At 44.6% G+C, this 21,483-nt stretch carries 27 protein-coding genes; 8 read left to right on the top strand and 19 right to left on the bottom strand.

Features of this window, described 5'->3' with window-relative positions; all coding sequences use genetic code 11:
- Positions 1–142 precede the first annotated feature (142 nt).
- Together Q9312_RS14045 and recN are read left to right on the top strand one after the other, a co-directional pair.
- Complete coding sequence (locus tag Q9312_RS14045) at positions 143–1,042, top strand: NAD(+) kinase (RefSeq protein WP_309201493.1); 900 nt, start codon at positions 143–145, stop codon at positions 1,040–1,042.
- A gap of 192 nt (positions 1,043–1,234) precedes the next feature.
- A complete protein-coding gene (gene recN, locus Q9312_RS14040; protein WP_309201492.1) occupies positions 1,235–2,896 on the top strand; it encodes a DNA repair protein RecN in 1,662 nt (553 codons plus the stop codon).
- 2 nt (positions 2,897–2,898) lie between these two features.
- Here the strand turns inward: recN and fur are convergent, their stop codons facing one another.
- Positions 2,899–3,303, bottom strand: a complete 405-nt coding sequence (gene fur, locus Q9312_RS14035) for a ferric iron uptake transcriptional regulator (protein WP_309201491.1) — start codon at positions 3,301–3,303, stop codon at positions 2,899–2,901.
- Positions 3,304–3,410: 107 nt separating this feature from the next.
- Between fur and Q9312_RS14030 the strand changes: the two genes are divergently transcribed.
- Positions 3,411–3,755 carry an outer membrane protein assembly factor BamE gene (locus Q9312_RS14030; protein ID WP_309201490.1) on the top strand — a complete coding sequence of 115 codons (345 nt, stop codon included), beginning with the start codon at positions 3,411–3,413 and terminating at the stop codon, positions 3,753–3,755.
- Between the two features lie 54 nt (positions 3,756–3,809).
- Here Q9312_RS14030 and Q9312_RS14025 read toward each other — a convergent pair whose 3' ends face one another.
- Positions 3,810–4,043, bottom strand: coding sequence for a zf-HC2 domain-containing protein (locus Q9312_RS14025; RefSeq protein ID WP_309201489.1), 234 nt, complete (start codon positions 4,041–4,043; stop codon positions 3,810–3,812).
- 20 nt (positions 4,044–4,063) lie between these two features.
- Positions 4,064–4,690: an RNA polymerase sigma factor gene (locus tag Q9312_RS14020; RefSeq protein WP_309201488.1), complete on the bottom strand. Its 627-nt coding sequence runs from the start codon at positions 4,688–4,690 to the stop codon at positions 4,064–4,066.
- A 94-nt stretch (positions 4,691–4,784) separates the two neighbouring features.
- On the opposite strand from Q9312_RS14020, the gene Q9312_RS14015 reads away from it, so the two are divergent.
- Together Q9312_RS14015 and Q9312_RS14010 are read left to right on the top strand one after the other, a co-directional pair.
- Positions 4,785–5,360: an HvfX family Cu-binding RiPP maturation protein gene (locus Q9312_RS14015; protein ID WP_309201487.1), complete on the top strand. Its 576-nt coding sequence runs from the start codon at positions 4,785–4,787 to the stop codon at positions 5,358–5,360.
- Positions 5,361–5,475: 115 nt separating this feature from the next.
- Positions 5,476–5,670: a hypothetical protein gene (locus Q9312_RS14010; RefSeq protein WP_309201486.1), complete on the top strand. Its 195-nt coding sequence runs from the start codon at positions 5,476–5,478 to the stop codon at positions 5,668–5,670.
- A gap of 41 nt (positions 5,671–5,711) precedes the next feature.
- Here the strand turns inward: Q9312_RS14010 and Q9312_RS14005 are convergent, their stop codons facing one another.
- Positions 5,712–5,888, bottom strand: coding sequence for a hypothetical protein (locus tag Q9312_RS14005; RefSeq protein WP_309201485.1), 177 nt, complete (start codon positions 5,886–5,888; stop codon positions 5,712–5,714).
- Between the two features lie 19 nt (positions 5,889–5,907).
- A complete protein-coding gene (locus tag Q9312_RS14000; RefSeq protein ID WP_309201484.1) occupies positions 5,908–6,300 on the bottom strand; it encodes a DUF423 domain-containing protein in 393 nt (130 codons plus the stop codon).
- Between the two features lie 96 nt (positions 6,301–6,396).
- Here Q9312_RS14000 and Q9312_RS13995 point away from each other — a divergent pair, with 96 nt between their 5' ends.
- Positions 6,397–7,287: a glycosyltransferase family 2 protein gene (locus tag Q9312_RS13995; protein ID WP_309201483.1), complete on the top strand. Its 891-nt coding sequence runs from the start codon at positions 6,397–6,399 to the stop codon at positions 7,285–7,287.
- Here Q9312_RS13995 and Q9312_RS13990 read toward each other — a convergent pair.
- Genes Q9312_RS13990 through Q9312_RS13980 form a run of 3 tightly spaced genes read right to left on the bottom strand, consistent with a single transcriptional unit; the run spans position 7,268 to position 9,948 of the window.
- Positions 7,268–8,077 (bottom strand): class I SAM-dependent methyltransferase, encoded by an 810-nt coding sequence (locus Q9312_RS13990; protein WP_309201482.1) that lies wholly within the window; start codon positions 8,075–8,077, stop codon positions 7,268–7,270. The two genes, Q9312_RS13995 and Q9312_RS13990, sit on opposite strands and share 20 nt — an antisense overlap.
- 27 nt (positions 8,078–8,104) lie before the next feature.
- Entirely contained in the window at positions 8,105–9,022 is a 918-nt protein-coding gene (locus Q9312_RS13985; RefSeq protein WP_309201481.1) for a glycosyltransferase family A protein, read from the bottom strand.
- A gap of 2 nt (positions 9,023–9,024) precedes the next feature.
- Entirely contained in the window at positions 9,025–9,948 is a 924-nt protein-coding gene (locus Q9312_RS13980) for a glycosyltransferase family A protein (protein ID WP_309201480.1), read from the bottom strand.
- Positions 9,949–10,127: 179 nt separating this feature from the next.
- Here Q9312_RS13980 and lpxL point away from each other — a divergent pair, with 179 nt between their 5' ends.
- On the top strand, positions 10,128–11,312 hold the full coding sequence (lpxL, locus tag Q9312_RS13975; RefSeq protein ID WP_309201479.1) for an LpxL/LpxP family Kdo(2)-lipid IV(A) lauroyl/palmitoleoyl acyltransferase: 1,185 nt from the start codon (positions 10,128–10,130) through the stop codon (positions 11,310–11,312).
- A 40-nt stretch (positions 11,313–11,352) separates the two neighbouring features.
- On the opposite strand, the gene Q9312_RS13970 is transcribed toward lpxL, so the two are convergent.
- Genes Q9312_RS13970 through Q9312_RS13950 form a run of 5 tightly spaced genes read right to left on the bottom strand, consistent with a single transcriptional unit; the run spans position 11,353 to position 15,358 of the window.
- Positions 11,353–11,991, bottom strand: a complete 639-nt coding sequence (locus tag Q9312_RS13970; RefSeq protein ID WP_309201478.1) for an SCO family protein — start codon at positions 11,989–11,991, stop codon at positions 11,353–11,355.
- A 27-nt stretch (positions 11,992–12,018) separates the two neighbouring features.
- Positions 12,019–12,924 (bottom strand): heme o synthase, encoded by a 906-nt coding sequence (cyoE, locus tag Q9312_RS13965; protein ID WP_309201477.1) that lies wholly within the window; start codon positions 12,922–12,924, stop codon positions 12,019–12,021.
- Positions 12,924–13,946, bottom strand: a complete 1,023-nt coding sequence (locus tag Q9312_RS13960) for a COX15/CtaA family protein (protein WP_309201476.1) — start codon at positions 13,944–13,946, stop codon at positions 12,924–12,926. The genes cyoE and Q9312_RS13960 overlap by 1 nt, the downstream gene beginning before the upstream one ends.
- Entirely contained in the window at positions 13,943–14,596 is a 654-nt protein-coding gene (locus Q9312_RS13955; RefSeq protein WP_309201475.1) for a redox-active disulfide-containing membrane protein, read from the bottom strand. Before Q9312_RS13955 ends, Q9312_RS13960 begins: the two co-directional genes overlap by 4 nt.
- Before the next feature lie 3 nt (positions 14,597–14,599).
- A complete protein-coding gene (locus tag Q9312_RS13950) occupies positions 14,600–15,358 on the bottom strand; it encodes an SURF1 family protein (RefSeq protein WP_309201474.1) in 759 nt (252 codons plus the stop codon).
- Positions 15,359–15,406: 48 nt separating this feature from the next.
- On the opposite strand from Q9312_RS13950, the gene Q9312_RS13945 reads away from it, so the two are divergent.
- The gene (locus Q9312_RS13945) at positions 15,407–15,631 is read left to right on the top strand and encodes a twin transmembrane helix small protein (protein ID WP_309201473.1); all 225 of its coding nucleotides are present in this window, start codon (positions 15,407–15,409) and stop codon (positions 15,629–15,631) included.
- A gap of 57 nt (positions 15,632–15,688) precedes the next feature.
- On the opposite strand, the gene Q9312_RS13940 is transcribed toward Q9312_RS13945, so the two are convergent.
- The 6 genes from Q9312_RS13940 to Q9312_RS13915 all read right to left on the bottom strand — a co-directional run bounded on the left by Q9312_RS13940 (position 15,689) and on the right by Q9312_RS13915 (position 21,420).
- Positions 15,689–16,576: a cytochrome c oxidase subunit 3 gene (locus Q9312_RS13940; protein WP_309201472.1), complete on the bottom strand. Its 888-nt coding sequence runs from the start codon at positions 16,574–16,576 to the stop codon at positions 15,689–15,691.
- Positions 16,577–16,596: 20 nt separating this feature from the next.
- A complete protein-coding gene (locus Q9312_RS13935) occupies positions 16,597–17,142 on the bottom strand; it encodes a cytochrome c oxidase assembly protein (protein WP_309201471.1) in 546 nt (181 codons plus the stop codon).
- 51 nt (positions 17,143–17,193) lie between these two features.
- A complete protein-coding gene (gene ctaD, locus Q9312_RS13930) occupies positions 17,194–18,753 on the bottom strand; it encodes a cytochrome c oxidase subunit I (protein WP_309201470.1) in 1,560 nt (519 codons plus the stop codon).
- Between the two features lie 12 nt (positions 18,754–18,765).
- Positions 18,766–19,923 carry a cytochrome c oxidase subunit II gene (gene coxB / locus Q9312_RS13925; protein ID WP_309201469.1) on the bottom strand — a complete coding sequence of 386 codons (1,158 nt, stop codon included), beginning with the start codon at positions 19,921–19,923 and terminating at the stop codon, positions 18,766–18,768.
- 214 nt (positions 19,924–20,137) lie between these two features.
- Positions 20,138–20,794: a hypothetical protein gene (locus tag Q9312_RS13920; RefSeq protein ID WP_309201468.1), complete on the bottom strand. Its 657-nt coding sequence runs from the start codon at positions 20,792–20,794 to the stop codon at positions 20,138–20,140.
- Complete coding sequence (locus tag Q9312_RS13915; RefSeq protein ID WP_309201467.1) at positions 20,791–21,420, bottom strand: RNA polymerase sigma factor; 630 nt, start codon at positions 21,418–21,420, stop codon at positions 20,791–20,793. The genes Q9312_RS13920 and Q9312_RS13915 overlap by 4 nt, the downstream gene beginning before the upstream one ends.
- Positions 21,421–21,483: the final 63 nt, after the last annotated feature.

The following is a 21,483-nucleotide window of genomic DNA, read 5'->3' as shown; positions in this document are numbered from 1 at the left end:
CAATATACGCTGCATACTAGCAGGAATTTGGTGTTGAATTAACTCTCCGTTTATATGAATATTTTTCTTGAACCTTCAATAGGTTAGCAGTTAGAGTGCTGGTCTGAGGAGATTTCTTCGTGTGATCAGGAAAAGCTTTGTCATGAGCAATAAGGCCACCAATAGCGCCATTCGCTTTCAAAATATTGGTATCGTAGGAAAGCCGCAAAACCCACAAGCAGCGGAAACCATTCAAACGCTACACGACCACTTGTTAACACTCGGTTGTAAACTGTGGGTGCAACAATCACTCGCTGATGATATTCAATCCACTGACGCGACGTTTTTACCCCGACAAGAACTCGGTAAGCAAGTCGACCTGATCGTCGTTGTTGGCGGTGATGGCAGCATGCTTAATGCTGGACGCACTCAAATTCAACACCAAGTACCCATGGTAGGGATCAATCGAGGCCACCTTGGATTTCTAACTGATGTCCGCCCTACCGAAGTGGTTGAAAGAATCAATGAAGTATTACAGGGCCAGTATACTGAAGAGCGACGTTTCATTTTAAATGCAGAGGTTATTCGCGATGGCAATGTTATTGGCGATTCTGCCGCCGTGAATGAAGTCGTTATTCATCCTGGTGAAATTTCTAAAATGCTTGAATTCGAGCTGTTTATTGACGACCAATTTGTTTACAGCCAACGTTCCGACGGACTGATCATATCAACACCGACGGGCTCAACCGCCTACGCTTTATCGGGTGGAGGACCTATTATTTCGCCAAAGGTTGATGCCATGGTCTTGGTCCCGATGTTTCCCCATACCTTATCGAGCCGCCCAATTGTTATCGATGCGAACAGCGTCGTAGAGCTGGTTATCGCTCAAGACAGTCGTCATTCACCGATGGTTAGCTGCGATGGCCAAGAAAATATGAATCTTGCGCCCAGTGACCGCATTCGAATCAACAAACATCCATTGCCCATGCGCATTCTTCACCCCAGCAACCACGACTATTATGAAGTTTTGCGAACTAAGTTAGGTTGGGGTTCAAAGTTGTAAAAACTCACGTGATTTATCTCCTCAGAACAACTACTCATCCAATTAGTAAAAAATCACTGACAAACGCTCAGATAGGCTTTACACTAGGCAGCAATAGTTGGCAGGCATAAGTCTCTCAACCGTTGGGTAGGTTGAGTCTTAGGGTAAACGTGTGGTCACTGCGACGGACGATCGTGGAGCTGGATAAAAATTATGTTGGCAAGCATCCAAATTAAAAACTTTGCATTAATCGAACGTTTAGCGCTGGAGTTTGATGCCGGAATGACGGTCATTACCGGTGAAACTGGAGCCGGAAAATCCATCGTCATCGATGCGCTAGGTTTAGCCCTTGGCGAACGCGCCGAGTCTTCGATGGTTCGCTATGGTGAAGACAAGGCCGACATATCGGCAAGCTTCCAAGTCGATTCGGACTCAGAAGCCATGCAATGGTTAAAAAGCCATGACTTAGAGGCCGATGGTGAGTGCTTACTTCGCCGTGTTGTAGCACGCGAAGGCCGCTCTAAGTGCTATATAAACGGCACACCGGCGACCCTCACCATGTTAGCCGAGCTGGGTGATAAGTTGGTCGATATTCACGGGCAACACGCGCACCAGTCTTTACTAAAGCCCACGATTCAACTTGATCTGCTCGATCAAATAATTGGCGACAATCAACTTCTCGATCAAGTCTCAGACTTAGCGCAGCGCTATCAAAAAACCCACCGAGCGTTGCGGCAACTGCAACAGAATCAAGAACAGCGACTTGAACGCAGTGAATTATTGTCCTATCAGCTTGACGAACTATCCGCCCTGAACCTAAGCGTTGCCTCGATTCAAGAGCTTGAATCTGACCACGCCAGAGCGAGCCATTTACAAGAACTGACCGCGACAACTCAGTCAGCCAATGAACAGATATTCGAGCAAGATGCCGATATTCTGAGTCAATTGCAGCATTGGCAAGAGACGCTAAACCACTTAGTTAGAAAAGACCCTGCGCTTACCGTGGCCAAAGATCTGCTGAATGATGCTTGCACCAGCCTAGAAGAACTAAAAAGTGAATTACGCCACTATCAAGATTCATTAGACCTTGACCCGGCACAACTTGATGAGCTCAATGAACGCTTGACGACCTTGTTTGACTTAAGCCGCAAGCATCATTGCGAATTGACTGACTTGCCAAAGGTTCAAGAAAACATTAGCCATGAGTTAGAACAGCTTCATGCTGAGTCTGATAGTACGTCAGAGCTTGAAAACCAACTTGAGAAAATCACTGCAGAATATCAAAAAGCCGCTGCCAGTTTATCGCGCAAACGGCAGAAGGCGGCTCGTGAATTAACCGAGCAAGTGACCGCGCAAATGCAGCAGCTTGGCATGGATGGTGGGCGCTTTACGGTACACTTTGCTGAGCCGAGCACGAGTATCAACAAGCATGGCCACGATCATATCGAGTTCCATGTATCGGCCAACCCAGGTCACCCTTTGCAACCACTAAGTAAGGTAGCGTCTGGCGGGGAGTTATCGCGCATTAGTTTAGCGATTCAAGTGATTACTGCCCAGAAACGGGTCACGCCGACGCTCATTTTTGATGAAGTCGATGTAGGCATTGGCGGTCAAACGGCGGATACTGTCGGGCGCATGTTGGCGGCAATCGCCGGTCATGCCCAAGTGCTTTGCGTCACTCACCAACCACAAGTGGCCGCAAAGGGTCACCACCATTTCTTGGCAGAAAAAACCAAAGGCAAGAGTAACACTGAAACGGCAATGCTGCATTTGACGGGAGAGCAACGCGTAGAAGAAATTGCAAGAATGGTGGGCGGACAGTCAATCACTCAGTCCACCCTAAAACATGCGCAAGAATTGATCGGAGAGGGCTAGTCTTAGCTTTCTTTAGGCTCAACGTACAAAACGAGTGAGTGGTCGACTAAACGATATCCCATTTTTTCGGCCACTTCTTTTTGCAGCTTTTCAATTTCTTCGCTATGAAACTCAATGACCTTGCCGGACTGCAAACACACCATGTGGTCATGATGCTCGCCGCGATCCAACTCAAATACTGAGTGGCCGCCTTCGAAGTTATGGCGCATGACCAACCCTGCCTGCTCAAATTGGGTTAACACCCGATAGACAGTCGCCAAGCCTACTTCTTCTTCAGCTTCCATTAACGCTTTATATACGTCTTCAGCGCTCATATGAGGATCATGGCTGTTTTCTAAGATTTGTAAAATTTTGACCCGTGGCAAAGTTATTTTAAGCCCTGCCTTCTTTAATTGTTGATTATCCAAGGATCACTCCTGTCTGCATTTATTTCATAGCATCTTGATTAATTACGGATATAATACGCAGTTTAGTGGTCGAAACCAAAATGAAATTGCACTTTTAAGAGAGGATCATGCAAAAACTTCACATTCTCACCATCACTTGTCTATTGATTATCCTATCCGGATGCTCAATTTACAAAATGAACATTCGCCAAGGAAATATCATTGAGCAAAAGCATGTTTCTCAACTTCGCCAAGGTATGAGTAAAGGCCAGGTACAATACTTGTTAGGCCGTCCAGTCGTGCAAGATACTTTTTCGGATGACACTTGGTACTACATCAATACCTTCAAAGACGGTAAAACAGAAAAAGAAACTCGAACCGAACTGGTCTTGACCTTCGTTGATGAAAAGTTGCACAGTGTTAAGGGCGATTATGAAATCCCTGAAGACTTTGCAGCAACCGAGCAGCCCTAACGCCAAGAGATTAGCTACCCAGCGTTTGTACAAAGGGTAGCTGCCTATTCGAATTCAGCGCTTTGGCTGTTCAGACTCAGACGACTTTTTGAACTGGGCGAGTAACTTGTTCTTCACCGCCGGAGGCATAACCTTCGCATCCAACCACAAGCGAACCACTCGCCGCGTGGTCGACATGTGCTTCACATATTCTCGACAGGACTGACAGATAAATAAGTGCGCACGAAAGCCAGCGCGACGCCACAACGGCAGCGGCTCATCGAGACGTTGACTACTTAACTCGCTCACTTGTTTGCAACTGGGTATACCTAACACTTACCTTCTCGCTCAAAACGTTCAATAACTTGTAAAATTCGATCCCTTGCTCGATGCATTAACACTCTCACATTGGACGAACTAACGTCTAAAATGTTACAGATCTGCTCTAACGTGTGGCTACCAGACTCTTTCAGAGTCAGCGCGACTCGCTGATTTTCTGGTAGTTTACCTAGGTGTTTTCGAATGCAATCATGCAGCTCTTCAGCTTGCAATAAGTCTTCTGGCGAATCTGAGTGCCATGCTTGGTGCTTTTCAATCCAATGACCCTGCTGGTCATATCGAGCATCGTCATTCCATCCATCAAGCTGCTCTAAGGACACTTGTCGTGAATCTTTGCGCCAACGAGTCTTTGCTTCGTTAGATAAAATTCTCATGACCCAGCTCTTCAAACTAGAGCGGCGCTCAAACTTCGGTAAACTGCGCATCACTGACACCCACGTTTCTTGAATAATTTCATCAGCAATGGATTCACCGGCTATGGAACTAGCAATATGGTACATCACTGAATACCACGCATCGGTCACTCTTTCAAACACCGCTGAGTCGTACTTCAACAGCGCTTGTATCAACTCATCATCGCTTGGCAGTTCATGGTGATTTTTCAATCTAGTCGTCACGCTATCCTCAACGTTTCATTTTATTCATTATATTTTTGCAACAAATATCGGGTTGCGGCATCTATTGGATAGGTTTAATTATTTTGAGGCAAGTATGATTACACAGTTTATCAAGCGCTACCAAGCACTGGTATCCTTTTTAGATCACTTTTCGGGATTAGGTCCATTCGCCCTGCGCGCATTTTTGTTTTGGCCATTATTCTTCGCCGGTTGGCAAAAGTTTCAGAGTATTGACGCCACCGCTCAATGGTTTGAACACAGTTTAAATATTCCTTTCGCGACGACCATGGCTTATCTCGCTGCGAGCACTGAACTGATTGGCGCCATTCTTCTATTGCTTGGTTTGCTCACTCGCCTATCCGCTATTCCGCTATTAATTACCATGGTGGTGGCTGCCGTTTCGGTTCACTGGAAAAATGGCTGGAGTGCGATCGCTTCTTCTAGTGATCCTGATATAGCCGTGCGCTTAGAACGCGGGAGAAGCATTCTGCAAGACTATGGCAACTACGACTGGCTAACAGAGCAGGGATCTTGGGTCATACTGAATAACGGGATTGAGTTTGCGGCGACTTACGCAGTGATGTTGCTCGCACTGATATTTTCAGGTGGCGGACGCTACCTTAGCCTTGACTACTGGTTAAAACGTCGCTTAATAACAGCGAATAATTAAACCTAAATGTTTTTATAATTAATTGAATTATAAAGATTAATTCAACATTTTTCGCGGCCAATTTAGTTGCCAAGCGGTTACTTAATGACCTAAATTAAATAGGGAGGTAACCGCTATGAAAATCTACGCTTTAGTCATCCTTCTCGTCTTCGGACTTGCTGCTTGCAGTCATCAACCGGTCAGTCATCGCTATGTGATTGATACGGCAAAGGTTCAAAAAGTTGAGCGCTCTGCAAGGCTATCGTCACACACGGTTGATATTATTTGGGTCAATCCCCCAACCAAACGCACTCAACCTTCAAAAAATTAACCTTCAAAAATCACAGCGAACCACTCCTGTTCCAGCTGCGCTTATGAGTGCCGTTGGAACTGCTTTTTTAAAATAACGACGCCAACAATTAATAGGCATAATCCAATTGCGCCATGCCAATGTTCGGCGGGAAGCCAATTGGCCATTAGGCCGGTCAACAAACAGGCTGCAATGATAAATAAGAAAGCGGCTATCAATTTGAGTTGATTGACTGTCATTCAAAACCTCTTGCTCTGACTAGACACGACGAAAAGCTCCAATAAAAACACAGATCCACGCGGCCAATAAAAGCAAGCCGCCCATCGGAGTGATCATACCTAACCATTTGATCTGTAAGAGAGTGAGCAGATAAAGACTACCGGAGAAGAGCACCACACCTAAAGTAAATAGACGCAAACTCCAAATTCGCCATGGACGACTCAGCCATTGTCCTGCGGCAGCAACAATCAATAAGACAATTCCATGGGTCAGCTGATAAAAGACAGCCGTTTTCCATACTTCGAGACCACTTGGCGATAATGAAGATTTCAATGCATGCGCTCCAAATGCGCCAAAAGCGACCGCTAAGAAACCTAATGTCGCGGCAACCTGAATGAACTTTCGCTCCAAACTATCATCTGATGCTTTCATTAAATCATCCCATCTCTTATGAGGAATCGATCACTCACACTCTATTGGTTAAAAATGCTATGATTCGACTTGATTTCGATTATACCAATTTAAATTATGAAACTCTCGGTCGTCTTTACAACATACAATTCTCCAGTTTGGCTACAAAAAGTATTGTGGGGCTTTGCGAATCAAACCTATCAAGATTTTGAAATCATCGTCGCTGATGACGGCTCTGGCCCAGAAACGAGAGACTTAATTGAACGTATGCGCGAAGAAACGGGCCTGACGATTCGCCACATTTGGCACGAAGACAACGGCTTTCAAAAGTGTCAAATTCTCAACAAAGCGTTGCTGAATGTACGAACCGATTACATAGTGTTCACTGACGGTGACTGCATTCCAAGAAAAGACTTTCTCGCAGAACACGCAAAAAATGCGGAACCTGGTTACTACCTATCGGGCAGCTATTACAAACTCCCCATGTCGACCAGTGAAACCATCACCAAAGACGACATAGATAGCGGACGCTGCTTTGAGGTTAGTTGGTTGCATGCTAATGGCCTACCACGTTCAAGAAAGACCATGAAAATTAACGCCTCGCCTTTTTGGGCTAAAGTACTGAATAAAATCACGCCCACCAAATGCAATTTGAAAGGCTCAAATGCGTCAGCGTGGCTTGATGATGTACTGGCCGTGAATGGCTTCGACGAAAGAATGCAATGGGGTGGATTAGATCGAGAATTTGGTGTGCGCCTCATTAACCACGGAATTACGCCACGTCATGTACGCTATAACGCCATTTGTGTGCATTTAGATCATGCTCGAGGTTATAAAGATCCCGAGATGGTCAAGCGCAATAAACAACTGCGACTAACCAATGCCAAAGAAGGTGTTTACTGGACCAACTTTGGCATACAGCAATTGTTAATCGATGGGTATCAGCCAGAAACTGACTACGCCTTAGAGCGCATCATGCAACTCAACATTACTCAGCCAAACGAATAACCGTAAGCCCTTTTTCTGCGGGTAGCTGTGAAATTTCTAAATTTGGGAACTCTTGCTTCCAGCGTTTCACCATTGCTTTTTCATCGGCTCGGGCAGCGTCGTCGATAAAGATCACTGCGTTTTTCGCCAAGCGTGACTTCAACAAGGGCAAAGCAGGATAACGAGCCAATGACTGCGTGCGACGAGGAGGACCATCGATCACCAGCATGTCAATTTGCTCGGGTAAATCGGCAATGTCGAAGTCGTACCATTGCCAAGACGCGCCTTCTATTGTGTGTTCTTTCAATGGCGCATGGCAAACATTCACGATTGCCTGTAGTTGATGTTGTTCGACATTGTTGCGACTAATACCCGCGAAAAACTCATGATGTTCTAATGAAACAACACGACCTTCGCCCAGTTGCTCGAGGGCATACCCACACACCAAGGTTGAAACTCCCGATGATGCTTCCACAATAACCTTTGGCTTACGCTGCTTAATTTCTCGGTAAAGCCAAACTAAAAAATCTGGAGAGCCTGCATACCCACGCATCGAAGGTAATAAAGAACGGGGATTTAAAGCTTGATTAAGTTGCATTAACGCTTCGGTTTGGGCGTATAAGTTATCTTGCTGTTTCGCAACCATTCGTACAGCTTTTCCAGCACTGGCAACCACGACAATAATAATGAGCATTAAAGCGACGGCCAATGCCCAAGCGGACGATACCCAAATGGCTAAAGATAAAGTCACTGCACCTGCCAATAAAGTCAGAATCATCAATGAATTCGTTGCAATAATATGTCGTTTCATAGGGTTCGCTCGTTGCTAGCAAATAAATTATTTTAAGGATAAAAGTCGTTTAAATTTAATTTCAATTCTATCTAAGTGTCGCAGAATTTTACGCTTTTCGAGAGGATAAAAGAACCAAGGCGCTTTAATCTCTCCAGGATTAACTAACTCTAAAAAATCTTCTGCTATGGCTAAGGTTGCTTTCGGATCACGTGATTTTAATTCGGTAACTTTTTCGCTACTCATGTCTTGAATAGGGTAAAAACCACTCTCACATAATTGCTCCGCCATGCGCAGTCCAAATGTTTTTGTCTTGCCACGATAAGCCGACACATTCGGCAGCCACATGACAAATGGATTTTGCATAAATCCCATTGCAGGAAAATACTTTTTTGCTTGCGACTCATTATGTTTCTCACCGTGATCAAAGCGCCACTGTTTTTGCCGTAATCGATCAACATGAAAAAGATTCACATCAGAGTAATACACGCCAGCACTCGCACCTGTTTCTTTTCTTCGATAACAATAAAGTTCAGGAAAGAAAGTCATTGATTGAATGTCTCGACTTCGATTACTGGCTTTTAAAAATGCCGGATGCAAAATGGCGGCGTCGGTATTTTTTGCGAAATAGTCATCAATCGCTTGCAAATCTTCAGCGTTCAAAGGTCGCACTAATTGCATATCATCTTGGATAAAACAAGCGATTGCACCATCGGGTAACGCGGCAAATGCGCGCGCCATGTTGCCGTATAGACCGCCATGCTTGCTTTTGCCTAATTCATCGTGTGGCGGGTAAATGACTCGATGCTGCTGCGACGCTTCGTGCAAAACTGATTGCGTGGCTTCATCGTCACTATTGTCATCGAAAATCCAAATTGGATGACCTGGCGCGTGCCTCTCTATAGAGGCTAGGCAGTGTTTTAAAAAGCGACCACGATTAAAAGAAAAGACGCAAAAATGTAGCAAGACTATTCATCCTCTGGACGAGGCTTTTGGATCGCAGCGACGGTTTTACGGATCGAGCTTCGCAGTGCCGTGTTGGCTTTTCCGCCAGTGTAGCGGCCTTTGAATACGTGACGAATTCGATAGACTCCCGGAATATCCAATGGCGTGCCTTGCGACCTTAACAACCAGCGAAATGCTCGGTCTTCGTATGCTTTACACCACTTTTCGGCGGGTCTTTGGTAGTAACCTAAACATTCGCAGTAACCGTATTCACGAGCCACATCACCGTGAGTAATCTGCAATGGGCCGGTTGCTCGACCTCGTTCACTTATTGAGAACTGGTCAGTATCGACGTCTTTCAAATCGATTGCCGACGCATTAAAACTCAACATAGGATCTTCATCAGTCAAAAGAGAAGTGATTCGTTCTTGTCGTGGAAACACCAAAACATCGCTACGCCCTTCCAGTGCAACTCCGAGTTCATCAAGGCAATTTTCTCGAAACATCAAATCACAATCGGTAAACCAAACCCAATCGGCTTTACTGTTTTTTGCCGCATGGTTTCGTCCGATGGCGCGCCGAAAGAGTTTCTCTTTTGGCATTTCTTGCCAGTTCCACTCGACATTTTCGATGGCGTACTGCTCAAAAAACTTCAACACCGCGGCGGTATTAGTATCTTCATTTGAATAATAAACCGTCATGGTCACTTTGACTTTTTGAGGTGGAAAATTGACCAAAGAACTTAATTGATAGAGCAAGAAGTGGGCATATTGCCAACAATGGCTAACGACCTCGATATGCATAGGCATGCTTTTCTCAGCCCAGCCTTGCTTTTTGAATTCAGGCAAAAACCAACTAGCCGGAACCCAGCCGCCAGCTGCAAAGCGTAAAAAACGCCCCACTATCGGGTCACTCCAATGCGACGATTTCTCTCGATATGACGACATACTGTTATTACCTTTTAACTCGTAACCTGGCCGCTGATTGCCCAAGAAAGTAGGGAGAAGTTAGTCCAATGACCAAGCGCCCATAGCCGTTTAGACTAGGCCAACAAGGACAAAATTTTGCGTGTATAATAGCATAGCGATCAACTGGATACATCTGACAATAACCTGAGCTAAGTCACATGAGTAAGATTCCTCACATTCCTGAGCGACCAAGTGGTATACAGCATTGGCCTACCTGGGCCTTTTTTGGACTTATGAGTTTATTCGGCCGCTTGCCTTATCCTGCAATTAAAGTCTTGGGTAAAGGAATCGGGTTACTGATGTATCGACTTGCTAAGTCTCGCGTTCGTATTGCCACCATTAACATACAGCTCTGCTTCCCTCACCTGAATGAGCAACAACAAGCCGCTTTAGTCCGCGAGAACCTCATTGAAACCGGCATCGGTATGCTTGAGACTTCAATGCTCTGGTTTGGCGGTCAACGTCGTTGGTCAAAGCTGGTAAGCTTTAAAGGTCTCGAACACCTAGATGCCGCATTAGCAGAAGGCCGTGGTGGCTTATTACTCGCATTTCACTTAACCAGTTTAGAAATTGGCGGTTCATTGTTAGGGACTCGATACAAAATAGGTGCTTTGTACCGCCGTAATGAAGATCCCGCTATCGAGTATGCCATGTGTAAGGGTCGCAGTAAGTTTGTTGATCCGATACCACGTGAGGCAACGCGTGACATGATAAAATATTTAAAGAATAACCAATTTGTTTGGTACGCCGCCGATCAAGATTATGGTCGCAGACAAAGTATTTTTGTTCCTTTTTTCAATATTCCAACAGCAACGATAACCGCCACCACAAGATTTGCAAAGCTATCAAAATCACCGGTCATTCCAATGACTCAACAACGCCTGAGCAATGGGACCATTGAAGTAACCATACACCCTCCATTGCCGAATATTGGCAACAACGAAGAGCAAGATGCACTTACCATTAACCAATTCTTAGAAAGCTATCTCACTCAACATCCTGCCGATTATTTATGGGTGCATCGGCGCTTTAAAACTCGCCCGAGTGAATCTGATGCTTCGCTTTATCCCGAGAAAAAGAAAAATCGACCGGTGACTCCAGAACGATACAAAAATATCATTGAGGCCGCTGATTGGGTTGAAGGAGAGCCTCCTGAAAAACTCTTTGTTCATGACGAGCTGGTGTACTTCTATTATTACAAAGGCCTGCTTCAAAAATCGAGATGGAAACAATTTATCAGTCAGATAGACGAGCAAACACTTGATGGTGAAACCTTTCGCTATCAAGGAAAGGTTCGACATTGCGCTCATAAACAATGTTATCTAGTTTATTTGCAAAAATGATTGCCCAATTAGTTTTGTTCTAAGGTAGTTTTGATCGAAATTAATTTTGCTCTAAGATTGCCAAGTAATCACTGAGCATTGCTTCAATATTATACTCGTAACCCATGGAAGGGTCGTCCATGCTCTTATTGATGAATGCGTAACGTCGGCTAAGAGGATCAATCAAAAAGACTTTACCCGTGTGATCAACAAGATAATCATCGCCTTCACCAGATTTTGCATAGATCGCACCAAAATCTCGACTGAACTTATGAAGCGCTTCATGTGAACCTGTGGTCGCATCGAAATCAGCATGAAAAGCATTAGCATAATTGGCTAGTTGCTCGGCATTATCACGCTCAGGATCAACCGACACGAGTAGAACTTGGGTTTTTTCTTGTATTTCTTGCGGCAGTTTTTGATAGAAGTTTTTTAAAGCAGACATAGTCGTAGGACAAATATCCGGACAATAAGTGTAACCGAAAAAGACCAATGTCCAATGATCTTTAAAGTACTCTTGTGTGAAGGTTTTCTCTCCTTCTCCTAACACAAATGGCGCAACGGTTTTTAACTTAGGATAAACCATTGTGACTTGCAGCTCTTGCTCTTTGGTTCCTTCGGCTTTCAAGAAATACACGCCCGCAAGAATCACGATTACCGTTATGGCTGTATAGAGAATGATCTGCTGTAAATATTTCATTGAAGTACCTTTAACGAATATGACTAATTAAAACGACATTAAACTTATTGGAATATAGTGATCAACCAACATCACGATAAACAACAACATTAAGTACACCACCGAAAAGCCAAAAGTCTCCATGGCTAGGCCTGGTTTATCGGCGTATTTCATTCGCAATGCGTACACTAAAAATATGAGACCTAACACAGTGGAGCCCAGTAAATAGATTAAGTCAAACATACCAATTAAAAACGGCAGAATTGTCGCGAGTAATAATAGAATGGTATAAAAAATAATGTTTGTCTTAGTAAACTCGATCCCATGAGTGACGGGTAACATTGGAATGTCGGCTTTAGCATAATCATCTTTTCGATGAATGGCTAATGCCCAAAAATGCGGTGGTGTCCAAACGAAAATAATCAAGACTAAAAGCAAAGCTTCGGCGGGAATTTTGCCATTCGAGCCGGTCACCGCTACCCAACCGAGTAACGGCGGAATGGCACCCGATAATCCACCAACAACGATATTCTGTGGCGTTGCTCGTTTGAGATACATGGTATAAACAAATGCATAGCCTACCAACCCAAAAAAAGTCAGCACCGCGGTAAGCGCATTTACCCATAAGGCTAAAATTGCCATGGATAAGCAAGCCATTATCGCACCAAACAATAGCGCTTTTTTCGGATCGATGACGCCAGTGGCCACTGGTCGTTTCAAAGTACGTGCCATTTTGGCATCAATTTGAGCATCAACGACATGATTAACCACCGCCGCTGCTCCAGAAGCCATTCCGATACCGAGTGTGCCTAAAATTAAAATATCGACAGGAACCATACCTGGTACTGCCAAAAACATTCCAACCACCGCAGTCAGCAAAATTAATGCAACAACTTTTGGTTTACACAGCTCTAAGTAATCTTTCCAACTTGGTTTGATGACAGAAGAGGTCATTAACTAACCTCCGTCTTTTTTCGACTATCAAGCCATAACAGTGTACGAAAGCCAATTAAAGTCACCAGTAAAAAACTACCAACAAGGTTATGTGCAACGGCGTTAAACAATGGCAAACCCATAGTCACATTGATAACACCTAAAGAAATTTGAGCGACTAAAATAACGGCTAGTAACGTTAAAAAGCGGCGATAACTTTGCGACTCGCGGCGACGCCATAATTGCCAAAATAAAACCAGCATCACAACACAAACAACCATAGCACCAATGCGATGAGTGGCGTGAACCGCTACGCGTGCTTCGTTGGTTATTACGCCATATTGATAGCTTTCGGCTTCATGCCCCCAAAGTTTAAAACCTTCAATAAAATCAGAGTAGCCATACCAACCATCAAAACATACGGGTAAATCGGTGCACGCAAGTGCGGCGTAATGAGCACTTGTCCATCCACCCAAGGCTATTTGAAATATAACAATAACCATTGCGATTGATACGAGCGTCTTAGGCGGAGGAAGCGCGGCTATACTGAAATCTTGTTTGGGTTGATACAACCTGAGCGTCAAAATAATTAGCAGTGAAAACGTGGTAAATCCGCCGAGTAAATGCCCCATCACCACAACCGGATGAAGCTTTTCTGTCACGGTCCACGCTCCCAATGCTGCTTGAAACGTAACGACGCTTAACAAAACAGCCGACAGCTTTAATGCTGCATCTGAGTCGTTGCGACGACGTATGGCAATAATAAATAACGCTAAAATGAGCAATCCTAAGGTGCCAGCAAAATAACGATGCACCATCTCGGGCCAAGCCTTGTGCAACTCGTAAGGCTGATGTGGAAATGCCGCATTCGCTTTAGCAATGGTTGCTTCTTTTAACGGAATACCAACAAAACCATAACAGCCGGGCCAATCTGGACATCCCAACCCTGCATCGGCTAAACGAGTGAATGCTCCTAAGCCAATAACGACGATAATAAAAAATACCGAGAATAATGCGAGTTTCTTTTGTGTTCGTTTAATCATTGTTTTTTACTTACATCTAAAAATCTTAAAACACGCGATAAATCACTGCGTAAATCTTTGCTTTTCAAAGGCGCTTCTTGTTTAGAATCAATCAATGGGTAGCGCATGAAAATATTGCCCAAGGGATCGACCAAATAAATATGATTAGCAGCTAATGGACTTGTTGAATAGCCTTCTCGCTGCGAAGCAACTTGAATAGAATTTTGTTGAATGTCCGCTTGCATGAAATCAACTTTCTGCCAATCACCGGCTAGATCAATTGGGTTATTATTTAACACCAAGAGAAAATTATTTTTGTCGGTGTTTTTAGCCAACCCTAAATGCGTTTGTTGTAATAAAAACCAGTTAATCTGACATTTTTCATCGCACTTAGAGTCATTAATCACCAACAACCAATTCCACTTTCCCATATAGGGACTGCTCACCCAATCGCCAAAACTACGATGGGTTATTTGCAAATCATCGATGTGCCAAGGCGGATCAATAATTTCTCCATGACTTTTGCTGCCACCTTGAAACCAACCTCCAAAATACGCAAGATACGCAGTTAAAACCGGAGCAACAAAAACCACCGCTAAAGCAATTAACGTTAAACGGTTTTTGCTCTGATTGACTTGCGGAGTTTGTTTAGTGTCTTCATTAAAATCCATTGTTTAGGACTCTTTTTTTGTTATTGAAATAATTAGTACAATCACCGTTAGAGCGAGTGCCAAACCAAACCATTGAATGGCATAAGCTAAATGTTTGCTGGGCGACATACTGACGTACTGCCAGCGCTGTTGCAAGCCATTATCGGTGTTTTCTGATATTCGGATTATAAAAGGCAATCGGGTACTCTGACCAGAGTTAGCAATGTCTTTTAACAGCGAAAAATCTCGCCCTTGCAACACCCAGATACGCTCATTTCTCTGCTCTAAAGCATGATCGTAAAGAATCGGTTTACCTTTGCTAAAATACACTTCGCCGGTTCCGCTCCACCGTTCATTCAGCTCGGGTAACACGGGCAGGTTTCGACGGTCAGGTAATGCCGCAATCCACCCGCGGTTCACCCAAACTTCAACACCAGAATCGAGTTGAAGCAAATTTAAAACATGATAACCATCTCGCCCATCTAAGGGTTCATTGGCAATCAAAACCGTCGGCGAATTTAACGCTTTTCCTTCAAAGTAAACGGGCTGATAGTCTTTAACCTCTTGATAAGTCACGCTCAAATTGAGCGGTTGACTGGACTGGATGTCTTCAATTGATTGCAATAGCTTAGCTTTTTCTTGTTGTCGATCAAGTTGCCAAAGTCCGAGCTTTAATAACCCATAAAGTACCAACAGAAAAATCAATATCAACCATGAATAGGCGCTAAATTGATGTTTCAAAAAGGAAAATTTAATTTGATGGCGTAACGGGTGTTTTATCATGGAACTGCTCGTATAATAACTGACTCGGTAACCCGTTAAGAAATTATTATGCTTGGAAAAATCATTGTCGTCATACTGCTATTAGCTATCGTGTTTAACTTGTTCCGTGGCTTATTCTTTTTAGTGAAAGATCAAGAGCGTGGTAACAAAAGAGTGGTTAACTCGTTGAGTTGGCGCATTGGTTTATCCATTGGCCTGTTTATTTTGCTCTTGTTGCTAAACCACTTTGGAATCGTTGAATTTCATTCAATGCCACAAGTGAAGCCAGAATAAATCTTCATTGAGTGTTTAAAAAAGCCGGGCAACAAACCCGGCTTTTTTTGTTAGTTCTTAAAGTGCGTAAACAAACACAAATAAGAATAACCAAACTACGTCAACAAAATGCCAATACCAAGCACCTGCTTCATAGGCAAAGTGATTATCGGGTGTGAAGTGCCCTTTTGAGCATCGCACCGATAAGATAATCAAGAAAATCGTTCCGATAGTCACATGCAACCCGTGAAATCCGGTGAGCATAAAGAAGGTGCTACCGTAGATCCCCGAACCCAGCGTTAGACCTAAATCGGTATACGCATGATAGTACTCGTAGGCTTGCAAGCCCAAGAAGATAACGCCGAGAAGTGCAGTAATCCAAGTGAATAAAATCAACGTTGGGCGATTCTTTTCGATCAAAGCATGATGCGCTATGGTCAAGGTCCACGAACTGGTCAATAAGATCGCGGTATTAATCGCTGGTAATCCCCACGCACCCATAGCCTGGGTGGTTTCACCGTCAGGTGTCGTGGTTAACGGCCACACCGCTAGAAACTCTGGGTATAACAATGCATGCGTCATCGCGTTGTTACCTTCACCACCTAGCCAAGGCACAATGAGTACGCGTGCGTACCAAAGGGCGCCAAAGAAAGCGGCAAAGAACATGACTTCAGAGGTAATAAACCACAACATGCCGTACCGGAATGACCGGTCCATCTGGTGACTGTATAGCCCACCCATTGATTCACGGATGGTAGAACGCCACCAGCTCCACATCATGTAAATGAGCACGGCAATCCCCGCGAACATTACATACATGCCCCAGGTTCCTTCAGCGGCATACTTATCCGTTGTTTGATGAATCATGTTCCCTGCTCCAAACACCGTGAAGAACAGGCCGATTGATCCAATAAACGGCAACGTGCTTTGCTCTGGAACGTAATACTTGGTTGTTTTTTCTGTCATTATTTTTCTCCCTGAAGACTCTAGTTTGCAGCGACTGCGCCAGAGTCTTTGGACGTTGCATTAAACAAAACATACGACATGGTTACCGTGTGCACACTGTCAGGGAGGTCAGGATCGATATAAAACTTCATAGGCATATCGATTTCTTGACCCGCCGTCAGGGTTTGTTGATCAAAACAAAAACATTCTGTCTTGCTAACATAAAAAGATGCCTGACTGGGTGCGACACTGGGAACCGCTTGGCCGGTAATGGTCTCACTAGAAATATTTTTAGCGTAGAACATTACTTCGTTTAATTCTCCGGGATGAACTTCCATGCGTCGGGTCATGGTTTTGAACTGCCAAGGCATACCACGACTGATCGTCGTAACCAATTCAACGGTAACCGTTCGCGACGGATCCACTTCTACCGTTTCATACAATTCTTTGCTGACTAAGACCTTGCCATTAATTCCCGTGATTTCACAAAACACGTTGTAAAGCGGAACCATCGCAAAGGTGAACGCCGTCATTAACGCGACGATCCCCACGGTCTTTAAAAGCATTTTATTGTGACGTTGACTCATAGCTTCATCCACCAAACTAACCCCAAGACCAAAGCCTTGAGGTTATCTTGATTACTTCACTTCTGGCGCTTGCTCAAATGAATGGTAAGGTGCTGGCGAAGGTAAGTGAGTAAACTCTAATCCTTCTGCGCCTTCCCACACATTGCCAGTCGCTTTGCCTTTACCGCCGCGAATACAATTCACCACAACGTATAAGAACAACAACTGACCGAAACCAAGCATAAAGGCACCGATCGACGACAACTGATTAAAGCCTTCAAACATCATGTTGTAATCGGGAACACGACGTTGCATTCCGGCAAGACCGGAGAAGTGCATCGGGAAGAAGGTTAAGTTGACCGCAATGATAGAGAACCAGAAATGAATTTTTCCTAAGGTCTCGTTATACATATTCCCGGTCCATTTCGGCAGCCAGTAGTAAACCGCAGCAATGGTTCCGAAAATCGCACCTGGGAAAAGAACATAATGGAAGTGAGCCACCACAAAGTAGGTGTCGTGATACTGTTTATCCACTGGCGTCATTGCTAACATCACACCCGAAACACCACCTAAGGTGAAGAGTACAACGAAAGCCAGAGCAAACAACATCGGCGTTTCAAAAGTAATCGAGCCTTTCCACATGGTCGCGACCCAGTTAAAGATCTTAACGCCAGTCGGTACCGCAATGATCATGGTTGCGATCATAAAGTAGAGTTCACCCGCGACCGGCATACCAACGGTAAACATATGGTGAGCCCAAACCACGAAAGATAAGAAAGCAATCGATGCGGTTGCATAAACCATCGAGGCATATCCAAACAAAGGCTTGCGACTAAAGGTCGGAATAATGTGTGAAGCAATACCAAAGGCAGGCAATATCATGATGTACACTTCTGGGTGACCAAAGAACCAGAAAATATGCTGGAACATAACCGGATCACCACCACCCGCTGCATCAAAGAACGAGGTGCCAAAATGACGGTCAGTCAGCATCATGGTCACGGCACCCGCTAATACTGGCATAACCATAATTAACAAGAACGCTGTGATTACCCAAGTCCAAACAAACATTGGCATTTTCATTAACGTCATGCCAGGCGCGCGCATATTAAAAACGGTCACGATAACGTTGATGGCACCCATAATGGATGAAATACCCATTAAGTGAACACCAAAGATGAAGAAGTCAGTGCTTGGAGGTCCATAGGTCGTTGATAAAGGCGCATAAAATGTCCAACCAAAGTTCGGTGCACCGCCTTCCATAAACAGCGAGCTCAATAACAGTCCGAAAGCGAACGGTAATATCCAAAAACTCCAGTTATTCATTCGTGGTAAGGCCATATCTGGCGCACCAATTTGCATGGGTATTAACCAGTTAGCTAAACCAACAAAGGCTGGCATAACCGCACCAAACACCATGATTAAACCGTGCATGGTGGTGAGTGTATTAAAAAAGTTAGGATCCCAAAATTGCAATCCAGGTTGGAATAACTCAAGGCGTATGCCTAGAGCCATCAAACCACCGATTAAGAACATGGTAAAAGAGAACCATAAATACATGGTTCCTATGTCTTTATGGTTTGTGGTAAATAACCAGCGCGAAATGCCGGTTGGATGATGATCGTGTGCCATGATTCAGTCTCCTTAGTTTCCGGCTTTTAGTTCTGAAATTCGACCTGGTTGCACCGTCTCGCCGGTGTCATTACCCCAAGCGTTACGCTCATAGGTCACTACCGCAGCAATTTCTGCATCGGTCAATTGGTCGCCAAATTTCGGCATGGCGTTCTTTCCGAAGATAACCAACTTAGCATGGTCATCGGCGGGGCCAGTTGTCGCCACGGCACTGCCCTTCAATGCAGGGAATACGCCTAGACCTTCGCCACCAGGTTGATGACACAAGGCGCATTTAGCGTCATACACTTCTTTACCTTTTGCCATTAAATCGTCCATCGACCAGCTTTTTGCGGCTGCTTCGGCTGCAAGGCGTTCGGCTTCGGCTTTCTCGGACAGTTTCTCAGCAACCCATTGATCGTATTCGGCTTGCGGAACCGCGCGAACGACGATTGGCATAAAGCCATGCAATCGACCACATAACTCAGCGCACACGCCCCGATAAACGCCTGGCTCGTTAATCTTGGTCCAGGTTTCATTGATAAACCCAGGAATCGCATCCATTTTGACCGCGAAGTCAGGCATCCACCAAGAATGAATGACGTCGTCAGAGGTTAACAAGAAGCGAATTTTCTTACCGACGGGCAAAACGACTTCTTTGTTTACTTCTAACAAATAGTTTTCGCTCTTCTGCTGTCCAGGTGCTTTACGTTCGTCATACTGCGCTGCTGGTGTCGACAGTTCAGAAACAAAGGTAAAATCTTCATCCAGGTAAGTGTACTTCCACTTCCACTGCTGCCCGGTGATCTGTACCGTCATATCGGCTTTGCTGGCATCTTCCATATCTAACAGCAAGCCTATCGCAGGTTTGGCTAGGTAGATCAATATCAGCATGGGAACCACCGTCCAGATGATCTCTAGCGTGGTGCTGTGACTGAATTTTGCAGGGTTTGGATTATTCGACTTTCGAAATCGAATAACAGCAAACAAGATCGCCCCAAATACCAGTGCGGCGACGATAAACATCAGCCAGACCACTTCCATATGGAGGTCAAAAACGCGTTGTGAATTATCAGTTACCCCCGGACGGAGGTTTAGTTTTGAAAACTCAGGCTCGGCTGCCCACAAATTGCCGGCTAAAAAAGCGACAAACAGCAGCGCGCCTGACATTACCCTCTTAAGTAATGACATGGTGTGCATTCTCCATCAACAACCCAGGTCAGTGATTGACCAGTTCATTTATTTTTTTGGTTTATTTAGCTTTATTCTTTTCGTGCCCAACTTTTGAGCAGGCATCAACCATAACTCAAAAGCATCCAAAAAGGCTATCCCTTGCTGGTCTGAGATCGTTTAATTTTAGGGATTTTTTGCTCAAATAACCGCCAATTGGCGGCTATTTTGAACATTATTTCAACAATGGCTGGAGTTGTTCGTCGATAGGGTAATCAGGATAGGCTTCTACGAACTTTTTTAGCTCGCGATTCATCTCATTAAACTGCCCATTTCTGGCCAAGTTCAAAATACGCTCCGCCCACCGATCGCGCTCGTCATTGACGTTCGATGGAACACTTGCAGGTGGATTATCGGCGTCGCTTTCTTGCGGAATCTCGTAAAACACTTTCTCTCGATCTAGTTGCGTTCTTTTCGCCGAAGATAGCGCCGTTTTACTCTGCTTTTGTCGAAGTTCATTAACATCTGATAATTCAACCGCGGTCGCTTCTTGGCTCTTCTCTAGGGCAATATCGGCACCATTTCGCGCTGCATCATTCAATTTAATAGAATCTGCAGAGTTAGGATAAATCATTGGCCACATCACATGCGCAAGGGTAAAGGTCATTACCGCAGCTCCCAGCATTGAAACGGGCAACCGCAATCGCTGCCAAAATCTCAAATTTTGGGTATTTTTTTGTGGAATTTTTTGCTCTCGTTGGAGTTCTCGGTGCATTGCAGCAAAAATGACCTTGTCGACGTCGTTAGTCGGCATCTCATTCGAAACTTGCTGATAACGCTTTAACAAGGCTCGTTCTTCATCTGAAAAAGAATTATCGTCGTGATAACTCATGATTTTAACTCTCCCAACTGATCGCGCAGCTTTTGCATGGCATAGCGCAATCGGCTTTTAATTGTTTCTCGACTGGTACCTGCTATTTCGGCTATCTCAGCCAATGACAAGTGCCCATCTTGCTGCATTAAGATTGCTTCACGTTGCTCAAAAGGCAATGCGCAAATGGCAGCTTTCAATGTCTCATCGCGCTGCGCTAATTCAAGCGACCGATCGACCGTTTCTTGCTCACTGTGGTTTTCCACTATTTCTTGGTTATCCGCATCACTTCGCATGGCATGCTGAGCCGACGATAAATGTCGATAATGGTCAATCAACCGGTTGTGAGCAATGCGATACAAGTAGGTCGTAAATTTTGCGCTTTGTTGATAACTTTCACGCGCATTCACCACCTTCATCCAAACGTCTTGAAACAGCTCTTCAGCAATGTCTCGACTGCTACAGTTTCGATAAAAATACCGAAACAAGCCGCCTTTGTGCCGGGCATACAGTTTTTCAAAGGCCACTGCAGAACCGCTGCTGTACGCCTCCATTAAATACTCATCACTGTCTCGATCGACTGGTTGCTCCATCACTACAAAAGCATCACTAATAGGTTTTGGTTCCGACAATGATATAGAATTCACTGGAAGCTGTCTCGTGCAAGTTGACGCTATTCCCATACTTATCAATTACCTTATTCGCACTTC

The organism is Pleionea litopenaei, assembly GCF_031198435.1.
GTDB classification, from domain to species: domain Bacteria; phylum Pseudomonadota; class Gammaproteobacteria; order Enterobacterales; family Kangiellaceae; genus Pleionea; species Pleionea litopenaei.
This window is presented reverse-complemented; position numbering and strand designations above follow the sequence as displayed.

What these genes read in the sequence shown, in the direction of transcription:
- Q9312_RS14045 (WP_309201493.1), top strand. Translation starts at nt 143, where the DNA reads ATGAGCAATAAGGCCACCAATAGCGCCATTCGCTTTCAAAATATTGGT.
- recN (WP_309201492.1), top strand. Translation starts at nt 1,235, where the DNA reads ATGTTGGCAAGCATCCAAATTAAAAACTTTGCATTAATCGAACGTTTA.
- Q9312_RS14030 (WP_309201490.1), top strand. Translation starts at nt 3,411, where the DNA reads ATGCAAAAACTTCACATTCTCACCATCACTTGTCTATTGATTATCCTA.
- Q9312_RS14015 (WP_309201487.1), top strand. Translation starts at nt 4,785, where the DNA reads ATGATTACACAGTTTATCAAGCGCTACCAAGCACTGGTATCCTTTTTA.
- Q9312_RS14010 (WP_309201486.1), top strand. Translation starts at nt 5,476, where the DNA reads ATGAAAATCTACGCTTTAGTCATCCTTCTCGTCTTCGGACTTGCTGCT.
- Q9312_RS14005 (WP_309201485.1), bottom strand. Translation starts at nt 5,888, where the DNA reads ATGACAGTCAATCAACTCAAATTGATAGCCGCTTTCTTATTTATCATT.
- Q9312_RS14000 (WP_309201484.1), bottom strand. Translation starts at nt 6,300, where the DNA reads ATGAAAGCATCAGATGATAGTTTGGAGCGAAAGTTCATTCAGGTTGCC.
- Q9312_RS13995 (WP_309201483.1), top strand. Translation starts at nt 6,397, where the DNA reads ATGAAACTCTCGGTCGTCTTTACAACATACAATTCTCCAGTTTGGCTA.
- Q9312_RS13990 (WP_309201482.1), bottom strand. Translation starts at nt 8,077, where the DNA reads ATGAAACGACATATTATTGCAACGAATTCATTGATGATTCTGACTTTA.
- Q9312_RS13980 (WP_309201480.1), bottom strand. Translation starts at nt 9,948, where the DNA reads ATGTCGTCATATCGAGAGAAATCGTCGCATTGGAGTGACCCGATAGTG.
- lpxL (WP_309201479.1), top strand. Translation starts at nt 10,128, where the DNA reads ATGAGTAAGATTCCTCACATTCCTGAGCGACCAAGTGGTATACAGCAT.
- Q9312_RS13970 (WP_309201478.1), bottom strand. Translation starts at nt 11,991, where the DNA reads ATGAAATATTTACAGCAGATCATTCTCTATACAGCCATAACGGTAATC.
- cyoE (WP_309201477.1), bottom strand. Translation starts at nt 12,924, where the DNA reads ATGACCTCTTCTGTCATCAAACCAAGTTGGAAAGATTACTTAGAGCTG.
- Q9312_RS13960 (WP_309201476.1), bottom strand. Translation starts at nt 13,946, where the DNA reads ATGATTAAACGAACACAAAAGAAACTCGCATTATTCTCGGTATTTTTT.
- Q9312_RS13955 (WP_309201475.1), bottom strand. Translation starts at nt 14,596, where the DNA reads ATGGATTTTAATGAAGACACTAAACAAACTCCGCAAGTCAATCAGAGC.
- Q9312_RS13950 (WP_309201474.1), bottom strand. Translation starts at nt 15,358, where the DNA reads ATGATAAAACACCCGTTACGCCATCAAATTAAATTTTCCTTTTTGAAA.
- Q9312_RS13945 (WP_309201473.1), top strand. Translation starts at nt 15,407, where the DNA reads ATGCTTGGAAAAATCATTGTCGTCATACTGCTATTAGCTATCGTGTTT.
- Q9312_RS13940 (WP_309201472.1), bottom strand. Translation starts at nt 16,576, where the DNA reads ATGACAGAAAAAACAACCAAGTATTACGTTCCAGAGCAAAGCACGTTG.
- Q9312_RS13935 (WP_309201471.1), bottom strand. Translation starts at nt 17,142, where the DNA reads ATGAGTCAACGTCACAATAAAATGCTTTTAAAGACCGTGGGGATCGTC.
- ctaD (WP_309201470.1), bottom strand. Translation starts at nt 18,753, where the DNA reads ATGGCACACGATCATCATCCAACCGGCATTTCGCGCTGGTTATTTACC.
- coxB (WP_309201469.1), bottom strand. Translation starts at nt 19,923, where the DNA reads ATGTCATTACTTAAGAGGGTAATGTCAGGCGCGCTGCTGTTTGTCGCT.
- Q9312_RS13920 (WP_309201468.1), bottom strand. Translation starts at nt 20,794, where the DNA reads ATGAGTTATCACGACGATAATTCTTTTTCAGATGAAGAACGAGCCTTG.